This is a genomic window from Planktothricoides sp. SR001 (assembly GCF_001276715.1).
In the GTDB taxonomy this organism is placed as follows: Bacteria; Cyanobacteriota; Cyanobacteriia; order Cyanobacteriales; family Laspinemataceae; genus Planktothricoides; species Planktothricoides raciborskii.
The window spans coordinates 48,037-65,151 of record NZ_LIUQ01000022.1 but is presented as its reverse complement, the minus strand read 5'-3'; the positions used below and the strand labels follow the sequence as shown (position 1 = coordinate 65,151).

Below are 17,115 nucleotides of genomic sequence, written 5' to 3'. Positions count from 1 at the left end.
AGCCCGTACAAAAGAATTATCACTATTCACTATTCACTATTCACTCTCCCCTCTGCTCCTGAAGCTCCTCATCTCCTGAAGCTCCTGAAGCTCCTGAAGCTCCTGAAGCTCCTCATCCCCTCTGCCACACGATCACTGGTACTTTTTAAACACCAGGGTGACGTTGTGACCGCCAAACCCAAAGGAGTTGGAGAGGGCAACGTCAACTTTCATCGACCGACTTTGATTAGGTACATAGTCCAGGTCACATTCGGGATCTGGATTGTCCAAATTAATGGTCGGTGGGACTTGATCCGAGGCGATCGCCATTGCCGTAGCCACCGCTTCTATACCACCGGAGCCCCCTAACAAGTGGCCGGTCATAGACTTAGTGGAACTAACAGCCACTTTTTTGGCGTGTTCCCCTAAAGCGGTTTTAATGGCTGAGGTTTCGGTGGGATCGTTAGCGGGGGTACTGGTGCCGTGAGCATTGATATAGCTCACTTGGTCTGGGGTAATGCCCGCATCTTTCAGGGCCAAATTAATCGCACGACTGGCGCCTTCGCCTCCGGGAGAGGGAGAAGTAATATGGTGAGCATCACAAGTCATGCCATAGCCGACGATTTCCGCATAGATTTTGGCACCACGGGCTAGGGCATACTCCAACTCTTCCAAAAGTAAAATGCCTGCACCTTCGCCCATGACAAAGCCATCGCGATCGCGATCGAAAGGACGACAAGCTTTTTTGGGGTCATCATTGCGAGTTGACAAAGCGCGGGCAGAGGCAAAACCGGCCACAGACAAGGGAGTAACCGCTGCTTCGGCGCCGCCGCAAATCATTGCCTGAGCATAGCCTCCTTGAATCAACCGAAAGGCATCGCCTACCGCATGAGATCCGGCAGCACAAGCAGTCACCGTGCAAGTATTCGGGCCTTTTGCCCCGGTGTGAATTGCCGTCAAGCCTGCGGCCATATTAGCGATCATCATCGGAATCATAAACGGACTACATTTAGACGGCCCTTTATTCAAATAAACCGTTTGCTGATCTTCGAGGACCTTAATCCCGCCAATGCCGCTGCCAATAATCACACCCACCTGTTCCGCGTTCAGGTCATTGATCTTGAACTGTGCATCAGCGATCGCCTGCAAACTGGCAGAAACCCCAAACTGGGCAAATCTGTCCATCCGTTTAATTTCCTTGCGATCCAAATATTCACCTGGATCAAATCCCTTCACCTCACCGGCAATGCGGCAGGCATGATTAGATGGATCGAACAAGGTAATTCGGTCAATACCATTACGCCCTGTCAGTAACCCTTGCCAATACTCTTCCAGGGTATTCCCAATGGGCGTAATCGCACCGAGACCCGTAACAACAACACGTTTCCGTTCAAAATTGGTCATAATTCAGATTCAAGAGCTTTCATACCAAAAACGCAGAACATAGGTGTCGGAGGGACAGAATTATGCTTTGGCTGCCACTTGTTCTTTGATGTAGTCAACTGCTGCTTGCACCGTGGCAATTCCTTCCGCTGCTTCGTCGGGGATTTCGATGTCAAACTCTTCTTCTAAGGCCATCACCAACTCAACCACATCCAGGGAGTCGGCGCCGAGATCGTTAGCGAAATTAGATTCTGGCTTGATCTTGTCAGAATCTTCAATTGACAGTTGATCGGCGACGATTTCTTTTACTTTTGCAAAAATGTCATCTTGACTCATTAGCTGGGTTCCTCTTTGCGTGCCGCAGTTATAATAAATTAAATCCGTACCTTTGCATTGATTCATTTTCATCAAGTCGCAAAGGATTTTGCCTTAACCAATCGCTCATATCGGCCATAAATTTACTCACCAACGCTTCATTCACCCAAAAAGTTAGGGTGATGACCGCTTCGGTCAGAAACCGGGTTTCTTGGAAAAATCTCGGCTCGATGACGAGAAATCAAGGGTAGAAACCCGGTTTCTATCCCGCCGAAGTCTGTCTTGGGTTGCTGTACCCGCATTTATAAGTAAGTGTCCGGTGGCAGCACCGGCATGACTGTTCCCGACTAGGACTGACTGAGGCATTTACAAATCAAGGCTTTGAGATTTTAGCATTGCGGACACACTGTCCCAATGCCCTTTCTCAAATAGGGAAAAAATTTCACAGACTCACTCTCGTCAGCCCTATTAGATGATCCTCAGAAGCCACTGCAGTCTTGGGGTCTCCCCAAGTAGAGAAGCCACTGCGGTCTTGGGGTCTCCCCAAGTAGAGAAGGCACTGCGGTGAGCCAGTGTGGTCTTGGGGGTTTCCCCCATGAACAACTGGCGAACCATGAACGGGTCTTGGGGTCTCCCCAAGTGAAGAAGCCAGTGCGGTCTTGGGGTCTCCCCAAGTAGAGAAGCCACTGCGGTCTTGGGGTCTCCCCAAGTGAAGAAGCCACTGCGGTCTTGGGGTCTCCCCAAGTAGAGCAAGTGGCGTCAAGTGGCGTCAAGTGGCGTCAAGTGGCGTCAAGTGGCGTCAACTGGCGCCAAGTGGCATATGTTTTCGCTTTTAGAGAGGGATTCGGGAAAATACCTGCGAGGTAAGTGATATTTTTAGGACTGTTTTATCTTATCTGATAGGGGTGACAGATTTAGCAATGTGCCTGGTTTTTTCTCCAGTTGCGTTGGTCACGGGCTTGTGTTGCGAGTTCTTCTGGATCGCTGCTGACCCAGGATTCAATTATTTTCAGTTGCTACGTCTCAATGGGTTTCTGTAGAGGGTTCGCGAAAGTGGCAGCAAGTCAGCAACTATAACTATTAAGTAAATACAACAAATTCGGTCTTGGGGGGGTGTGATAAGAGATGATATTGCCATGAATGAGTTTGTGCGTGAAGCTTGCGCCCCAAAGCGCTGCTTGAATCGCGATGATGGCTCATTCTAATGCAAACGCTCTGTAAATAAAGCTGCTATGCCATCTCCAACCTTGAAATATGCCTATTTTCCCGGCTGCGTTTCCCAAGGGGCAGCCCGAGAGCTTTATCAGTCTACTGCCGCACTGACCGAAGCCCTCGGTATTGAACTAATTGAATTAAAAAAAGCTTCTTGCTGCGGTTCTGGCACCTTTAAAGAAGATTCTCGGTTGCTCGAAGATACGGTCAATGCCCGCAACATCGCTTTAGCCGAGCAACTTAAACTGCCCCTATTGACTCATTGCAGCACTTGTCAAGGGGTAATCGGTCATGTAGACGAACGACTGAAAGAATTTCAGAGTACAGACCCCGCTTATGTAGAAAAAATTAACGGTTTACTAGCTAAGGAAGGCTGTGCCCCCTATCAAGGCACTACAGAAGTCAAGCATCTACTCTGGGCTTTAGTCACAGATTACGGACTCGAAGAATTACAAAAACGAGTCAAGCGATCGCTCGTAGGGGCGAACGGCCGTTCGCCCCTACGATGTGCCGCTTTCTACGGCTGCTATCTCCTGCGGGCACAAAAAACCCTGCCCTATGACGATCCTTATGCACCGGAATCTATGGAAAATGTGTTTCGAGCGATCGGGGCTGAACCTATTTATTACCGAGGCCGAATTCAATGCTGTGGCTGGCCAATTTCCAGCTATGCCCCGGAAAAATCTTTTAAAATGGCCGGGACTCATCTGCTAGAAGCCTTGGAAAAAGGCGCTGATTGTATCGTCACTCCTTGTCCTTTGTGTCATCTCAACCTAGACTCCCGTCAACCAGAAGTGGCTAAGGCGATCGGACAGACCTTAGATTTGCCCGTATTACATTTGCCGCAATTGGTCGGACTGGCGGTAGGAATTGAACCAAAACAATTAGGCTTAGACCGTCATGTGGTTTCCACCCGGTCAGTTTTGGACAAGCTAGGCTTCTAGAATTTGACCCATCTATAGATTCCCGCCTTCGCGGGAATGGGGAATAGTTCGCGGGAATGGGGAATAGTTCGCGGGAATGGGGAATAGTTCGCGGGAATGGGGAATAGAGGATCCAAATCCGCTGCCCTAAAAATATATTGAATTGGCCATCTGGCGCCCCGTTTTTCTAAAAAACTATTACGAACTTTTAAGTTATGTGCGGTTTTATGAGAAGACGGGGAACGACTGCGATAAACTAAGCCAAGATTTCTGAAACCGGAACGGTAAACGCTGCCGTGAAGGGAGCAAATTGCAGATCCTACATACTGTCGAGAACACTTTGGGAGCCTTTATAACATGTCTCATGCCGTAAAAATCTATGACACCTGCATTGGTTGCACTCAGTGCGTTCGTGCTTGCCCTCTAGATGTTTTGGAAATGGTGCCCTGGGATGGCTGTAAAGCTGGCCAGATTGCTTCATCTCCCCGCACAGAAGACTGTGTTGGCTGCAAGCGGTGTGAAACTGCCTGCCCGACCGACTTTCTGAGCATCCGCGTCTATCTAGGAGCCGAGACTACTCGCAGTATGGGTCTGGCTTATTAATATCATAACTGACATTGTACTGTCAGTTTTGTCGCTCATGGCATTTTGATATTTTTTGGGATTGAGGGGGTTGAATCAACCCCCTTATTTTTTTGTTGGGTGTGGGGTCTAGGGTGTAGGGCCGCCATCGGTGTAGGGTGTAGGGTGTAGGGAAGAGTGAAGAGTGAATAGTGAAGAGTGAATAGTGAATGTTGAATAGTGAATTGTGAATAGTGATATTTCTTTTGTACGGGCGAATGCGCTCGTCGCCCCTACGACTTTTGTACGGGCGAATGGCCATTCGCCCCTACCACTTTTCACTTTTCACTTTCCCCCCCCCACACCCTGCACCGATGGCAGCCCCACACCCTTTCTTTCCCCCACACCCTGCACCGATGGCGGCCCCACACCCTAGACCGATAACCTGTAAAAAATACTGAGCGCTATCCTAATAATTGAATAGTTTTTTTAAACGAGTAAAAATTAGATCAACCCTGTTAAATAAGGAGTGATGAAAAAATGTGTGGGATTGTTGGTTATATCGGCACTCAAACCGCGAGTGATATTTTAATCGCCGGATTGGAACAACTGGAATATCGGGGTTATGATTCTGCGGGGGTGGCGACGATTTGGGAAGGAGAGGTGAGTTGCGTTCGGGCTCAGGGGAAATTACGCCATCTGAAAGAAAAGCTGAAGCTGTTGGAAAACCCTAGCCAAATTGGGATTGGACATACCCGCTGGGCAACCCACGGGAAGCCAGAAGAACGCAATGCCCATCCCCATTTGGATATGGCGCAGCGGGTGGCGGTGGTGCAAAATGGGATTGTGGAAAATTATCGTGAGTTGCGAGAACTGCTCAAAAGTAAAGGGTATGAGTTTCGCTCCGATACGGATACGGAGGTGATTCCCCATTTGATTGCTGATTTTTTGGCTGAGGAGAAGAAAGAAACTACACCCAAGACGGCGGCTGGTTTTGCGTCTGAGTTTTTGGAGGCAGTCCGAAAGGTGGTGAATGAGTTACATGGGGCGTTTGCGATCGCGGTGATTTGTGCGGATTATCCCGATGAGCTTATTGTGGCGAGACAACAGGCGCCCCTGGTGATTGGTTTTGGCCAAGGGGAGTTTTTCTGCGCTTCGGATACTCCGGCGATCGTGGCTCATACTCGTGCGGTGTTGCCGCTGGAGAATGGAGAAATCGGCCGCCTGACTCCGTTGGGGGTGGAGATGTATAATTTTGCGGGCGATCGCCTGAAAAAATTGCCCCACCTGCTAGACTTGAGTCCCACCCTGGTGGAAAAACAAGGGTTTAAGCATTTTATGCTTAAAGAAATCTATGAGCAACCGTCCGTTGTCCGCTCATTTTTGGAACAGTATTTTAACCATGATTGGCAACCAGGAACGGAAGGGTCAAAACCAGTGAATCTGGGAATAGCCCCAGAACTTTATCAAAATTTGCAACAAGTGGAAATTTTGGCTTGTGGCACCAGTTGGCACGCTGGTTTAGTGGGGAAATATTTAATTGAACAGGTAGCCGGAATTCCCACATCAGTCCATTATGCTTCAGAATTTCGTTATGCTCCTTCACCGATTACGCCAAATACTTTAACTATTGGGATTAGTCAGTCAGGAGAAACTGCGGATACTCTGGCGGCTTTGGCAATGGAACAACAGCGCCGATTTGGTTTGTCGGCGGAATTTCAGCCGCGACTTTTGGGGATTACTAATCGCCCTGAGTCATCGTTAGGTCATTTGGTGCCAAATATTATTAATACCTTGGCGGGCATTGAAATTGGCGTGGCGGCTACGAAGTCGTTTATGGCTCAGTTGATTGCTTTTTATGCCCTGACCATTGAGTTAGCTTATTACCGGCAAAGTGTGCCGGTAGAAAAGCTGAAAGAATTGGTGAAAAGTCTGCATCAATTACCGGGACAAATGGAATTAGTTTTGACCAATCAAGAAGGAAAAATTGATGAGTTAGCCCATCAGTTTGTGGATACTCAAGATTTTATCTTTATTGGTCGGGGAATTAATTTCCCTATTGCTTTGGAAGGGGCGCTGAAACTGAAGGAAATCAGCTATATTCATGCAGAAGGATATCCCGCAGGGGAAATGAAGCATGGCCCGATCGCGCTTTTGGATAATAAGGTGCCGGTGCTGGCGATCGCTATGCCAGGTTCTGTGTATGAAAAGGTGATTTCTAATGCTCAAGAAGCGAAAGCCCGTGATGCTCAATTAATTGGGGTGACATCATCTAGTGATGGGGAAGCTGGGGACATTTTTAAGATTATTTTTTCCGTGCCAGCAGTCGATGAGTTGATTTCTCCACCTTTGGCGGTTTTGCCGTTACAATTGTTGTCTTATCATATTGCCGCCCGACGCGGTTTGGATGTGGATCAACCCCGAAATTTAGCTAAGTCTGTGACGGTGGAATAGTTCCATGTTTGATTAATAAAAAACCAATTTTATTTAATAATAAAGAACGGTTTTTGATTAAAATCCCGGTTTCTTCAAATCCGGGATTTTTGTTTATTGTAGCCAGAATAATTATTACAATTAAATAAAAATTATTTGAAGATAAGTTAATTTTTTAGTATAAAGGATGAATATAGAAGTACAATAGACAAGATAAAAACAATTAGATGGGAGCAATCATTTAAGTTGTATGGCTGAAGCTACTTCTATGCGCGATCGCTATTTGGGGTTAATTGAGAAGATTGTCGAGACAACCCTGAAGGGAAATATTCGCTCAAAAGAACAGGTTTATCGGATGTTAGTCCGAGACGTGACCCCAGGGACGGGGGAAATTTTTGAACGCTGTCTGAGCGAAAGACTGACAACGACTCAAGAGCAATTGAATCAGGAAATTGATGAGTTGAAGCAAGCGAAAGTGAATCGCATTTTGCGAGCTTTGCAAACGATCGCCGGAGAATGGGAACGTTGGCAGCAAGAAAATCGGGTAACGGAGGTGATCGCCCAAACCAGTCAACAAATTATCACCGCTGAACCAGGAGAGCGTTTAGGGGTTTTGTTGCGAGCGATCGATCCCAACCAACCACAACCTTTAACCCTGGAACAATTACAACAACTGGGGAAAAATTTGGCGGATACCAAGATTAATCAGACGGAAACGGATCCAGAAATTGCCCAACTGGTAGAAGGGATTCAAAGGGGTTTAAAATCCTGGGAAAAATTGGCACCTGATTTAGTTAGTTGGATTTATGACCAAGGGCGATCGCCACTGGGATTTGAAGGGACTTCAGCACAGGGAGGCCCTTGGGGGGTTTGGGCAAAACAATTAGATCCGTCTTGGGCAAAAACTTTGTTTCAAACGATTGCAAACAATCAATCAGTGATTGATTTGACTCGACAAACATCGGCGATTCAAATCAGTGATTTACTAGAAGTTACTGTGATTTTACAGTGTTTACAGCGGGGTTTAGTCACTTGGTTTGACCGACTAATTTATGATGCCAAAGTGGGGGCTAAGTTATCAATTTCTACGTTTTTAACTTTTGCGGTGATTTGGTCGCAATTGGCGAATGGGTTTAATCAATCTTCAGAAGGACGCTTATTTAGCGATGCTTGTTTTCAAGGGACGTTACAAATTTTGCGGACTTTTTCTCAGCAGTCATATTTTCCTTTATATGGCGGAATTTTTGCGTTGTTTGGGGGCGAATATTTACGCAATGCTTTGTCCTATTTAGATGAGCCATTAAGCCGAGTAGAAGGCACTGAAGAAAAAGCCCGAATTTTGACTATGTTAGGCTATTCCCTGCGCTCGTTTGGTGAATATAACCGGGCGATTCAGTTGCACCAAGAAGCGTTGGAAATTGCCCAAAAAGCCGGGGATTCTCTGTGTGAAATTGCTAATTTAAATCATTTGAGTCGGTCTTATTTAGGGCAGAAAAATTATGAGGAGGCGATTAATGCGAGTCAGCGGGCTTTAATTCTGGCTCGACAAGGAGGCGATCGCTTGGGACAGGCGAATGCTTTGGCCAATCTTGGTTATAGCCAAGTGTTTCAAGCGCGAGAAATGACACAAGTGGATGCGGATATTTATGAAACTTATGAAACGGCGATCGGGTATTTAGAACAAGGGTTACAATTATCTACAAATTTGGCGGATTTACCGGCAGACGCTTTTACTTATCGGCAGACCGAGGCACTTTGTGCCAGTAGTTTAGGCATTGCTTATGTATTATTAGATAAACCCCAAAAGGCGCTGCCAAACTTAGTAGTCGGATTTAAAGCGGCTGAATTTTCAGGAGATTTATATTTACAGGGTTTAAATTACGCTTATTTGGCTCAAACTTATTGGAGTTTGAACCAGTTTGAACCGGCGATGGTGACGGGATTTTTAGGGATGTATATGTTAGAACAAATTGGCTCTAATGAGTGGCGACAACCGGCTGCTTTGCTGACAATTTTACAAGGTCAATCTGGAGCAAATGCTTTTAATGATTTTTTGCAAGAACATCGGAAAAACTTTATTTCGGTGATTGGCGTAGATGGTTTCGATCATCTTGGGGTATTGTTAGAAAAGTATCAGCGATCGCTGTAATTTTAGTCTCCCTATGTCACCAGAAATACCCGGATTTAATCGATTAGAAAAGAAAGCTTTCCTACCTTAGAGATACCCCCAAACCCCCTTAAAAAGGGGGGGCTTTGTAGCTCTAACCTGGGAAAATTAGGACAAATTTTCCTCTCTGTGTTACTTTGTGCCTCTGTGGTAAATTTTCATTAGCCTCCTAAGCAGATGAAACATTCGCTGATGCTTTTATTTTTCTGCTATTGGCTCATTTTTCACAATCACAGTAGTGCCGATTTCGACTTGTTCAAATAAGGCCACTACATCGTCATTTTTCATGCGGATACAGCCGTGGGATACAGCTTGCCCAACTAGGTCTTCATTGGGGGTGCCATGAAAGCCAATAAAATTGGTGCCATCAGTCCAAAAACCTATCCAACGAGTTCCCAAGGGATTATCTTCTCCGGGGGGCACAATTTCTCCCGTCCAGGGATGTTCCCAATAAGGATTTGCCAGCATTTGTAAAACATTAAATTGACCTGTGGGGGTTTCCCAGCCTTCTTTACCGATCGCAATTGGATAACTGATTTTTAATTCTTCATTTTCATAGAGATGAACTTGGCGATCGCTTAAAGAAATGACCAAATATTTGCTCTGAGTAATCGGTGCTGGTTCAACTTGATGCAGAGGAATATAGTTTTCTAAACTGCCTAGGGGAGGTAGTCGGACTGCGTTGTCTGCTGAGACTTTGATCGGTATGATGGGATTGACCGGCTGAGGACTCGATGCTTGAGAGAGTTGCTGGACCGACAACAAAAACATCAAAATACTAGAGGTCGCCAGCATGAGGCGTTTAGTAAGCGATTGCGATTTCGTTTTGAGTTGCCGCATCATGGGAAGATTCTTGGCCACCGTAATTGTACAAAGGATTAGATATGGAATATTATAGCGGGTCGAGCGGGGTTATGTGCAGATTTGGGATCGTCAAGCCAATCAGTTTAATTTTTCGTCAAATACTTTTCCTGATTTAAAATTTGTTAAGAAATGTTGAATGTTAAGATGATGCCTATTTTCGGCGGATTTTGCTGGATTATATAGTATATACGCTTAGGCTGTTTTTTTGTGGTTCCAGAACCGATCGCGGATGGGACTCAATGATGGTTTCTGGTAGAGAGGCAAGGAGATATGAGTAATTCTCTAGTAATTCTTTGGACTTCTAAACACCAAGCCGAAACTCTTTATGCTATTTTGTGAAGAGTCTTGTCAGTGCATCCGGTTCAAGAGACACTCGGTTTTTGCTAGAACAATTCTATAACAACGTGAAATCAGTGTCTTCGTCTATTTTTCAATCAAAATATGTGTGAGGTAAATATGCGGTTTGGAACACTGAAAGTTTTTACGGGAAGCAGTTTGTTTCTGCTGCTCTGCGCGATCGGCTCCCCTGCGAGCATGGCTCAAGAAATGCAGTTGGCTCAAAGACCGCCGATGAATCGAGCAAATTGCTCAGAAGCCTACCGAGGGAACGTGGTTCGGATTAATAATGACCGGGTGGCGATCAAAATGCCCAATGGGGAAAGAAGACTGCTGAATGTTCCCCGTACCCAACAAGCATTGCTGGGAGTGGCCCTAGGGAATGAGTTGGTGGTTTGTGAAGATGGGACGGTGACGGTTCCTGTGGAAAACATGGAAGCGATGGGTGATGATGGAGGCTTGCGCGATCGCATCGCTGAGACTTTCCGCCGTTTGGAACAGGAAGAGGCAGCACGTCGTGAAGCCGCCGCACGGGAGCTAGAACAAATGCGAATGGAGCAGATGCGAACTCAGCCCGTCCAGACTGCCCCCGCTACGACGCCGATTCCCATGCGCGAACCTGTGAGAGTGGAGCCAGCGCGACCGGCTCCCGCGCCTCAGCCAGTTCGGGCTCTGTGGTAGTTTATGTTGATGAGTGATTGGTGATTCCTGGAATTTGGGAAGTATTAATCATCAATCAGTGTAACCAACAGGTTTGGAGGGCGGACAAGATTTTGCCCGCCCTCCAAATCACAAGTAACTTATGACTTATGATAAATAATGATAAAAATCCTCGACTGTCCCCAATCAGTTTATATTATGTGTGATTATCTTTGGAAAACACATCCGTCTGGTTTAGGGAGGGGCAATGAAACATCACGCAGGGATAATTATTGGGATTAATCATTATCAATTTTTACAACCTTTAAGTTTTGCACAACAAGATGCCCAGGAATTACATCGATTTTTGGTTGAGGAGGGGGGTTTTTCGTCGGATTTATGTGTAGAAATGACGGAAACTTCACCAAATTTGGTCGATCGCTCCACCTATCCCACGAAAGCGAATCTTGGTTGGATCATCGATCATGTTTGTCGGCATCAGTTGCAACCCGGTGATGTGTTGTGGTTTTTTTTCAGTGGTTATGGTGTGACCTGGGAAGGTGAAGACTATTTAATGCTGATCGATGGCAATCCCAATGATATTCGAGAGACTGGGTATGGGATGCGATCGCTTTTAGAAACGTTAAAAAAATCCGGGGCAGAAGTGTTTGTGCTTTTGGATGTTAACCGGGCTCCGGGCTGTGTGAATGGGGAAGGAATGGGTCAACGAACTATTGAGTTAGCCAAGGAGTTGCAAATTCCCACGGTGCTTTCTTGTCAAATTGACCAATTTTCCCGCGAAACCGCTGCTTTGAAATTGGGATTTTTTACTAGAGCTCTTTTGGATGCATTGCAAACCGGATCTAAGACTCTGGAAAGTTTAGAACAGTATTTAACTAATTATCTTCCTCAATTAAGTGAACAAAATTTTCGACCGCGACAAAATCCTTTATGGGTGGTGTATCCGCCAGGGAAGTTAGCCCAAGCGGTTTTGCCGGCAGAAATTCCGGCAGAAATTCCGGCAGAAATTCCGGCAGAAATTCCGGCAGAAATTCCGGCAGAAATACCGGCAGAAATTCCTTTTGTTGAAGCATTTAACCCAGAGATGTCAGCAGATATGTCAGAGGCGATCGCCCCCAATCAACCGAGTCAACCCGATGAAACCCGTGAAACCGAGGCGCAAATACCAGACAGTCAAACCTCAGAAGCAATCTCAGAAGTAATCTTAGAAGCAGCTTCAGAACCAGCCTTAGAACCAACCTTAGAACCAGCCTTAGAACCAGCCTCAGAAGCAGAAACAAGAGACGAAACAACCACGCGGGAAGCCAAGAATGAAATAGTCAGTTCCCCAAGCACTTCTGATACGGTTCCCCGTGGGAAGAAGTCACAGAGTCTTTGGGATGATGAAAGCAAATTATGGCTGCCGATGGTGGTTGTGGGGGTGGTGATTATTTTGGCGGCGGGAATTGGTTTAGCCAAGTTGAATCAATATTTGGACGAAAAAGACCCCCAAACGGCTCCGTCTGGGAACAATACCACGGAACCCGCGAATCAGTTAGTGTCGGAGGCGTCTGGATCGGGGGGTTCTGCCGCGACTCAGCCTACACCAGGAAAGATCGAGGCAACAGGGGCGGCAATAGCCACCGAACAGAGTGATAGTGAGAGTGAGACATCGCTGGTGGCAAATGGGGTAAACTTGACGCCATCGGTGACTGAGGTGAAACAGCCAGATAATAATCGGATGGTGGCGATTTCTAATGCTCAAGCCTCAACATTTTTGGCCGCTATTCAGCAAGCGCGGCAAATTCGTCCCAGCGATCCGAACTATTCACAAGCACAAGATCAAATTAAGGGTTGGAGTCAGGTGATTTTAGAGATTGCTAAAGTGCGGGCAGTTAAGGGGAATTTTGCGGAGGCGATCGCCGCTGTGAAAATGGTTCCCAATGATGCCTCGGATGTTTATGCCCAAGCCCAAGAATTGCAGGGTTATTTGACTGAGCAATTAGCTTTGAAAAATAATTATCAAAAACTGTTGGATCAAGCGGATAATAGTGTCAGGTTAGGAGATGCGTCTTCTTACGTTCAGGCGATCGCCAGTCTTCGTCAAATCAAAGCAGGACAACCCCTTTACTCTGAATCTCGGGCGCGGATTGAATGGTGGAGTCAGCGGATTTGGGAAATTGCCAGCGATCGCGCTCGTAATGGACAAATCAATTTAGCCATTCAAACTGCACGTTTAGTCCCTGAAGATAGCGCAGTTTATCCTGAAGTACAAAAAGCGGTGGAACAGTGGCAGCAGTAAACTTAAATATCTCATCCCCAATCTCATCCCCAATCTCATCCCGAACCCAACAATTTTTTAGTTAGGGAAAACCAAGATCGGCAGAGAGCAATCCGCACAATTAACGGGTTGCTTCTCTATTTATTACGTTATTACGGATTATTGATCGCTCAAAAAAGGAGGAAATCATTGACTACCCCAAACCATCAAATCAGTGAAAAATTAACAGGAAATCATTGGCATCAACCGGCGGAATGGGAACGCCATGATGCTTGTTGGTTGGCATGGCCAAGTCACGAAAAAGAATGGCTTAATGATTTGGAACCAGCGCAACAGGAATTTATCAATTTATGTTGTGCGATCGCTGGTCAACCTGTTGAACAGAAAAATCTGATTTTTTATCCCGCGACCATGCAAAACAATTACCAAAGTGAACGATTAGAAATTCTGGTCTTGAATGAAGCGGTGAAAAATACCGCCGAAAAAGCCTTAAAAGGAATTAACGCCAAATTACATCTGATGCCATTTGGGGATATTTGGCTGCGGGATATTGCCCCAATTTTTGTCAAAACTAAGCAAAAAAAATTAGCCGCTTTACGGTTTAATTTTAATGGCTGGGGTGGCAAATATATTATGCAGGGAGATGATGGAGTTGCCCGCAATATTATCGAAGAGTTAAATTTCCCCGAAATGTATTTTCCTATTTACTTGGAAGGAGGGGCGATCGAAGTAGATGGTCAAGGCACTTGTTTAACCACTCGACAATGTTTACTGAACGAAAATCGGAATCCGGGGGTGAGTCAAGAGGAGATAGAAACCACCTTAGAATCCGCTTTTGGAGTTAGCAAAGTTCTCTGGTTAAATCAAGGGTTACTTAACGATCATACCGACGGACATATTGACACCATTGCTCGATTTGTCGCCCCTGGGGTGGTGCTTTGTATGCAGGCAGTTGATCCGGACGATCCTAACCGAGATGTGCTGGAAGAAATTGCCAAAGATTTAGCCAGTTTTACCGATGCCAAAGAACGGTCTTTAGTGGTACACCGGATTCCTTCTCCTGGGAAAATTTTGAACAGATACGGGGAAATTATGCCCGCCAGCTATCTGAATTTTTACATTAGCAATACTACGGTAATTGTGCCGATTTACGGTTCTCCCCATGATCGCAAAGCTGTTCAATTAATTGCGGAATATTTCCCCACTCGTCATACAATTGGACTCTCTGCCAAAGCAATTTTAACCGGGGGCGGTGCGTTTCATTGTATTACCCAACAACAGCCCGCTGTGAGGAATTAATTAGTTTTTTAATTAGTTTTTCCCGTATGGGCGATCGGGGCAATTATTACAGCGGTTTTCAGATTACTAAACCACCCTAGGGCGAAGTCCAAGCGGTATTTAATTTAATATTTTCAGTATTGTAGGGGCGAATGGCCATTCGCCCCTACACTGCCGGAAAGATCACGCCCCTACAGGTATTTGTGGTTTACTCGCGGAGAAAATTGCTGTAAATTGCCCCGACATTGGTATATTTCCTACAAGTAAATAAAAGCCTATTCCTGACCCGCCGATCGCTGACAAATAATGGTTGACTTAACTCGCATTGGATTGGAATGGGTCAAAATCAGAAGATGGGATACAAAGGCTTAACTTTCCATGTCGAATAATCAGATGACGTTGACTGTCAAAACTAATCACACCTTTTTTCTTGAATTGTCCCAAAAGTCGGGTGACGGTGACGCGACTGGTGTTAATCGCGTTGGCAATATCTTGATGGGTTAAACGCACAATTATCCGAGTCCCTTCGGCAACATTTTGGCCGATTTCTTGCTGCAATAATAATAAAAGTTGCCGCAAACGTTCTTCGACTCTTCGGTATCCCGCGATCGCCAACATTCCTTCTACTTGTCGGAGTCTTCGGGTCAACTGAGGCAATATTTCTTTGGCCAAAGTAGGCGAATTTTCAATTTCCCCGATAGAATACCAGATTAAATAAACATCGGAGAGAGCTTTGGCTTGATAAGTCTCCAAACTCGTTAACCAGAGACTAAAACACATCCCAGAACCGACCCACCCTAGCAAACCTTCTTCCCCATTGGGATACAAGGTACTTAATTGTACAATTCCCTGACAAACGCGCCAAACTCCTTGAGATCCGGTGGGAATATTTTCGCCTTTTGCATAAAAATGTAATCGGCGTTCTTCACGATTCAAGTGAGTGTGAGGGATCAGTGTGGTTAAACTAGGAGTCATAGTTTTGGTTGTCGATCTAGATAAGGTCAAGCAAACTTGACTTATATCTAACCGCCCAAGGTAAAGCCCAGGTAATCTTTCGATTACCCTTGGGCTAAAATTGAGCAATTTTTCGGAAATTACCAATTAATTTTCCTGGGGCTATTTTTAATCGGGGGTTTCCGATGGGCGATCGCTTTCATCGGCATTCTCTGTTTTGCCTTCCAGAGATTCCTCTGGGGTCGTATTTTCGACAGCAGTATGATTCTGCTGATGGTTGGCGATCGCTGAGTTAGGATGAAGCAAAGTTAGCCGAAATCCTTGACGAGTTTCCGGCTGAAGATAGCGATCGCGCAACGGTGCCCAATCTTGCCATAACTGATAACGAGTAGCGGCCAATTGTGCCGCTAAACTGGGCAGAACCAGGTCAAATTTTTCTCCTAACACATTGGTCAAAGTTGCCCCTAAAACTTCCGTATCTTGAATATATCCCAAAGTATCTTGAATCATTTTCATATCTGCCAAATATGCCTGATAATCTGGATCGTAAAACTCCGTAAATAGGCTCATTTGGTAGCGAACTCGTTTCGCTTGCTTGCGTAAATTATGCAGATTTCTGCCTTCAGCGGTTAACGCTTGTTCGACTTTTTGCTGATCGAGTTCTACATGAAAACCACCGTCTCCAGGAGTCACCGTTGCTCCCACCATCCAACCTGGTTGCAAGAAAAACCGATTCACTTCTGGTAAGAGTAAATCTGGCAACACATGATATATATCCATTACCGCCATTGGTTTATATGTGGGTTCTTTCAACCACTGGTTTAAGCTTTCTTTAAAGTGAAAATAGCGATCGCTTTTTAGGGTTTTCTTGATTTTTTTAAAGATGGTACTACGATGTTTTGCCAAAGTTGTCAAAGCCGCCTCAAGGGTGGCGCGTTCTTTTTTCGGCGATATGGGTGCATATTGGTCGGTTAATGCTGCCATCAGCACATCCAGGTCTCTCAGTTCTCCTAAAGTTCGGGCAATTTGACCAATCTTTTTTTCTTGAGCCGGTTTTGGCAATTCTAAAGCTGGGGCAAACCCGGTGGCAGCGGAACGCAAACGGCGCATTCCCACACGCATTTGATGCAAATTTTCTGGATCTTGGTCTTTAAGGACATCGTTTTCATATTTGATGGTTTTGTAAAAATGTTTTTCAATGGCTAAATAAGCCCAGTCTCCTAATGTTTTTGCGTTGTTTTGGGTGACGTTTTTCATATTCATTAAGCGAATGGTTTAATATTTACATGATTTGACCGATATACACCGTTTTAATTAGGCTGGCTTTACCGATGATCTAGTATTTTCACCTGAACCCCTAGATTGTTTGTTAAAATTTCCCTAATTTATGACCCTGGGGCAATCTATAAATAACCGCTATTTTTACCGAAATAATCTATTGTCAGCCTCTTTATTATACCATATTATTGGCAGAATAAATAAAAAAAATCATTTTTACTCCTGGAATTTATTGATTAATTTATAGATTCAATCAAATATCAAACATTCTCTGGTTAATTAATAGCTAGACCAGAAACCTGATGCGGTCACGGTCATAATGTCGCCCGGAGCAATTTAGCCGCGATCAAGAATAAAAGCCACCTCCCGGCGCCCGTAGCGCGATCGTTTTTCCTTAAGAGAGTCTTTTTACCAATATGAGTAAGAATATCAGTGGATCCCTGGAACTGGTCATGGGTCTGTGAAAGTCGTTGTCGATCTCAGGCAGTTAAGTCATCTGCTTCAAATTTGCT

At 45.4% G+C, this 17,115-nt stretch carries 12 protein-coding genes; 7 read left to right on the top strand and 5 right to left on the bottom strand.

The features are described 5' to 3' along the window. Positions 1-132: 132 nt before the first annotated feature. Positions 133-1,383 (bottom strand): beta-ketoacyl-ACP synthase II, encoded by a 1,251-nt coding sequence (gene fabF / locus AM228_RS14565; protein ID WP_054466829.1) that lies wholly within the window; start codon positions 1,381-1,383, stop codon positions 133-135. 60 nt (positions 1,384-1,443) lie between these two features. After that, entirely contained in the window at positions 1,444-1,698 is a 255-nt protein-coding gene (acpP, locus tag AM228_RS14560; protein ID WP_054466871.1) for an acyl carrier protein, read from the bottom strand. Between the two features lie 1,211 nt (positions 1,699-2,909). On the opposite strand from acpP, the gene AM228_RS14555 reads away from it, so the two are divergent. The 4 genes from AM228_RS14555 (at position 2,910) to AM228_RS14540 (ending at position 8,955) form a co-directional block, all read left to right on the top strand. Beyond that, the gene (locus tag AM228_RS14555) at positions 2,910-3,833 is read left to right on the top strand and encodes a CoB--CoM heterodisulfide reductase iron-sulfur subunit B family protein (RefSeq protein ID WP_054466828.1); all 924 of its coding nucleotides are present in this window, start codon (positions 2,910-2,912) and stop codon (positions 3,831-3,833) included. A gap of 336 nt (positions 3,834-4,169) precedes the next feature. Then, positions 4,170-4,415 carry a photosystem I iron-sulfur center protein PsaC gene (psaC, locus tag AM228_RS14550; RefSeq protein ID WP_007355303.1) on the top strand — a complete coding sequence of 82 codons (246 nt, stop codon included), beginning with the start codon at positions 4,170-4,172 and terminating at the stop codon, positions 4,413-4,415. A 498-nt stretch (positions 4,416-4,913) separates the two neighbouring features. Then, complete coding sequence (gene glmS, locus AM228_RS14545) at positions 4,914-6,827, top strand: glutamine--fructose-6-phosphate transaminase (isomerizing) (RefSeq protein WP_054466827.1); 1,914 nt, start codon at positions 4,914-4,916, stop codon at positions 6,825-6,827. Between the two features lie 229 nt (positions 6,828-7,056). Beyond that, positions 7,057-8,955, top strand: coding sequence for a tetratricopeptide repeat protein (locus tag AM228_RS14540; protein ID WP_054466826.1), 1,899 nt, complete (start codon positions 7,057-7,059; stop codon positions 8,953-8,955). A 216-nt stretch (positions 8,956-9,171) separates the two neighbouring features. Here the strand turns inward: AM228_RS14540 and AM228_RS14535 are convergent, their stop codons facing one another. Continuing rightward, positions 9,172-9,834: a L,D-transpeptidase gene (locus tag AM228_RS14535; protein ID WP_231636804.1), complete on the bottom strand. Its 663-nt coding sequence runs from the start codon at positions 9,832-9,834 to the stop codon at positions 9,172-9,174. Positions 9,835-10,293: 459 nt separating this feature from the next. Here AM228_RS14535 and AM228_RS14530 point away from each other — a divergent pair, with 459 nt between their 5' ends. The 3 genes from AM228_RS14530 (at position 10,294) to AM228_RS14520 (ending at position 14,392) form a co-directional block, all read left to right on the top strand. Beyond that, positions 10,294-10,854, top strand: a complete 561-nt coding sequence (locus tag AM228_RS14530; RefSeq protein ID WP_054466825.1) for a hypothetical protein — start codon at positions 10,294-10,296, stop codon at positions 10,852-10,854. Between the two features lie 226 nt (positions 10,855-11,080). Next, complete coding sequence (locus tag AM228_RS14525; protein ID WP_054466824.1) at positions 11,081-13,114, top strand: caspase family protein; 2,034 nt, start codon at positions 11,081-11,083, stop codon at positions 13,112-13,114. Positions 13,115-13,282: 168 nt separating this feature from the next. Further along, positions 13,283-14,392, top strand: coding sequence for an agmatine deiminase family protein (locus AM228_RS14520; protein ID WP_199317261.1), 1,110 nt, complete (start codon positions 13,283-13,285; stop codon positions 14,390-14,392). Positions 14,393-14,686: 294 nt separating this feature from the next. On the opposite strand, the gene AM228_RS14515 is transcribed toward AM228_RS14520, so the two are convergent. Together AM228_RS14515 and AM228_RS14510 are read right to left on the bottom strand one after the other, a co-directional pair. Further along, complete coding sequence (locus AM228_RS14515) at positions 14,687-15,346, bottom strand: Crp/Fnr family transcriptional regulator (RefSeq protein ID WP_054466823.1); 660 nt, start codon at positions 15,344-15,346, stop codon at positions 14,687-14,689. Between the two features lie 147 nt (positions 15,347-15,493). After that, the gene (locus AM228_RS14510; protein WP_082348885.1) at positions 15,494-16,582 is read right to left on the bottom strand and encodes a CHAD domain-containing protein; all 1,089 of its coding nucleotides are present in this window, start codon (positions 16,580-16,582) and stop codon (positions 15,494-15,496) included. Positions 16,583-17,115: the final 533 nt, after the last annotated feature.

What these genes read in the sequence shown, in the direction of transcription:
- fabF (WP_054466829.1), bottom strand. Translation starts at nt 1,383, where the DNA reads ATGACCAATTTTGAACGGAAACGTGTTGTTGTTACGGGTCTCGGTGCG.
- psaC (WP_007355303.1), top strand. Translation starts at nt 4,170, where the DNA reads ATGTCTCATGCCGTAAAAATCTATGACACCTGCATTGGTTGCACTCAG.
- AM228_RS14515 (WP_054466823.1), bottom strand. Translation starts at nt 15,346, where the DNA reads ATGACTCCTAGTTTAACCACACTGATCCCTCACACTCACTTGAATCGT.
- AM228_RS14540 (WP_054466826.1), top strand. Translation starts at nt 7,057, where the DNA reads ATGGCTGAAGCTACTTCTATGCGCGATCGCTATTTGGGGTTAATTGAG.
- glmS (WP_054466827.1), top strand. Translation starts at nt 4,914, where the DNA reads ATGTGTGGGATTGTTGGTTATATCGGCACTCAAACCGCGAGTGATATT.
- AM228_RS14530 (WP_054466825.1), top strand. Translation starts at nt 10,294, where the DNA reads ATGCGGTTTGGAACACTGAAAGTTTTTACGGGAAGCAGTTTGTTTCTG.
- AM228_RS14525 (WP_054466824.1), top strand. Translation starts at nt 11,081, where the DNA reads ATGAAACATCACGCAGGGATAATTATTGGGATTAATCATTATCAATTT.
- AM228_RS14510 (WP_082348885.1), bottom strand. Translation starts at nt 16,582, where the DNA reads ATGAAAAACGTCACCCAAAACAACGCAAAAACATTAGGAGACTGGGCT.
- AM228_RS14555 (WP_054466828.1), top strand. Translation starts at nt 2,910, where the DNA reads ATGCCATCTCCAACCTTGAAATATGCCTATTTTCCCGGCTGCGTTTCC.
- acpP (WP_054466871.1), bottom strand. Translation starts at nt 1,698, where the DNA reads ATGAGTCAAGATGACATTTTTGCAAAAGTAAAAGAAATCGTCGCCGAT.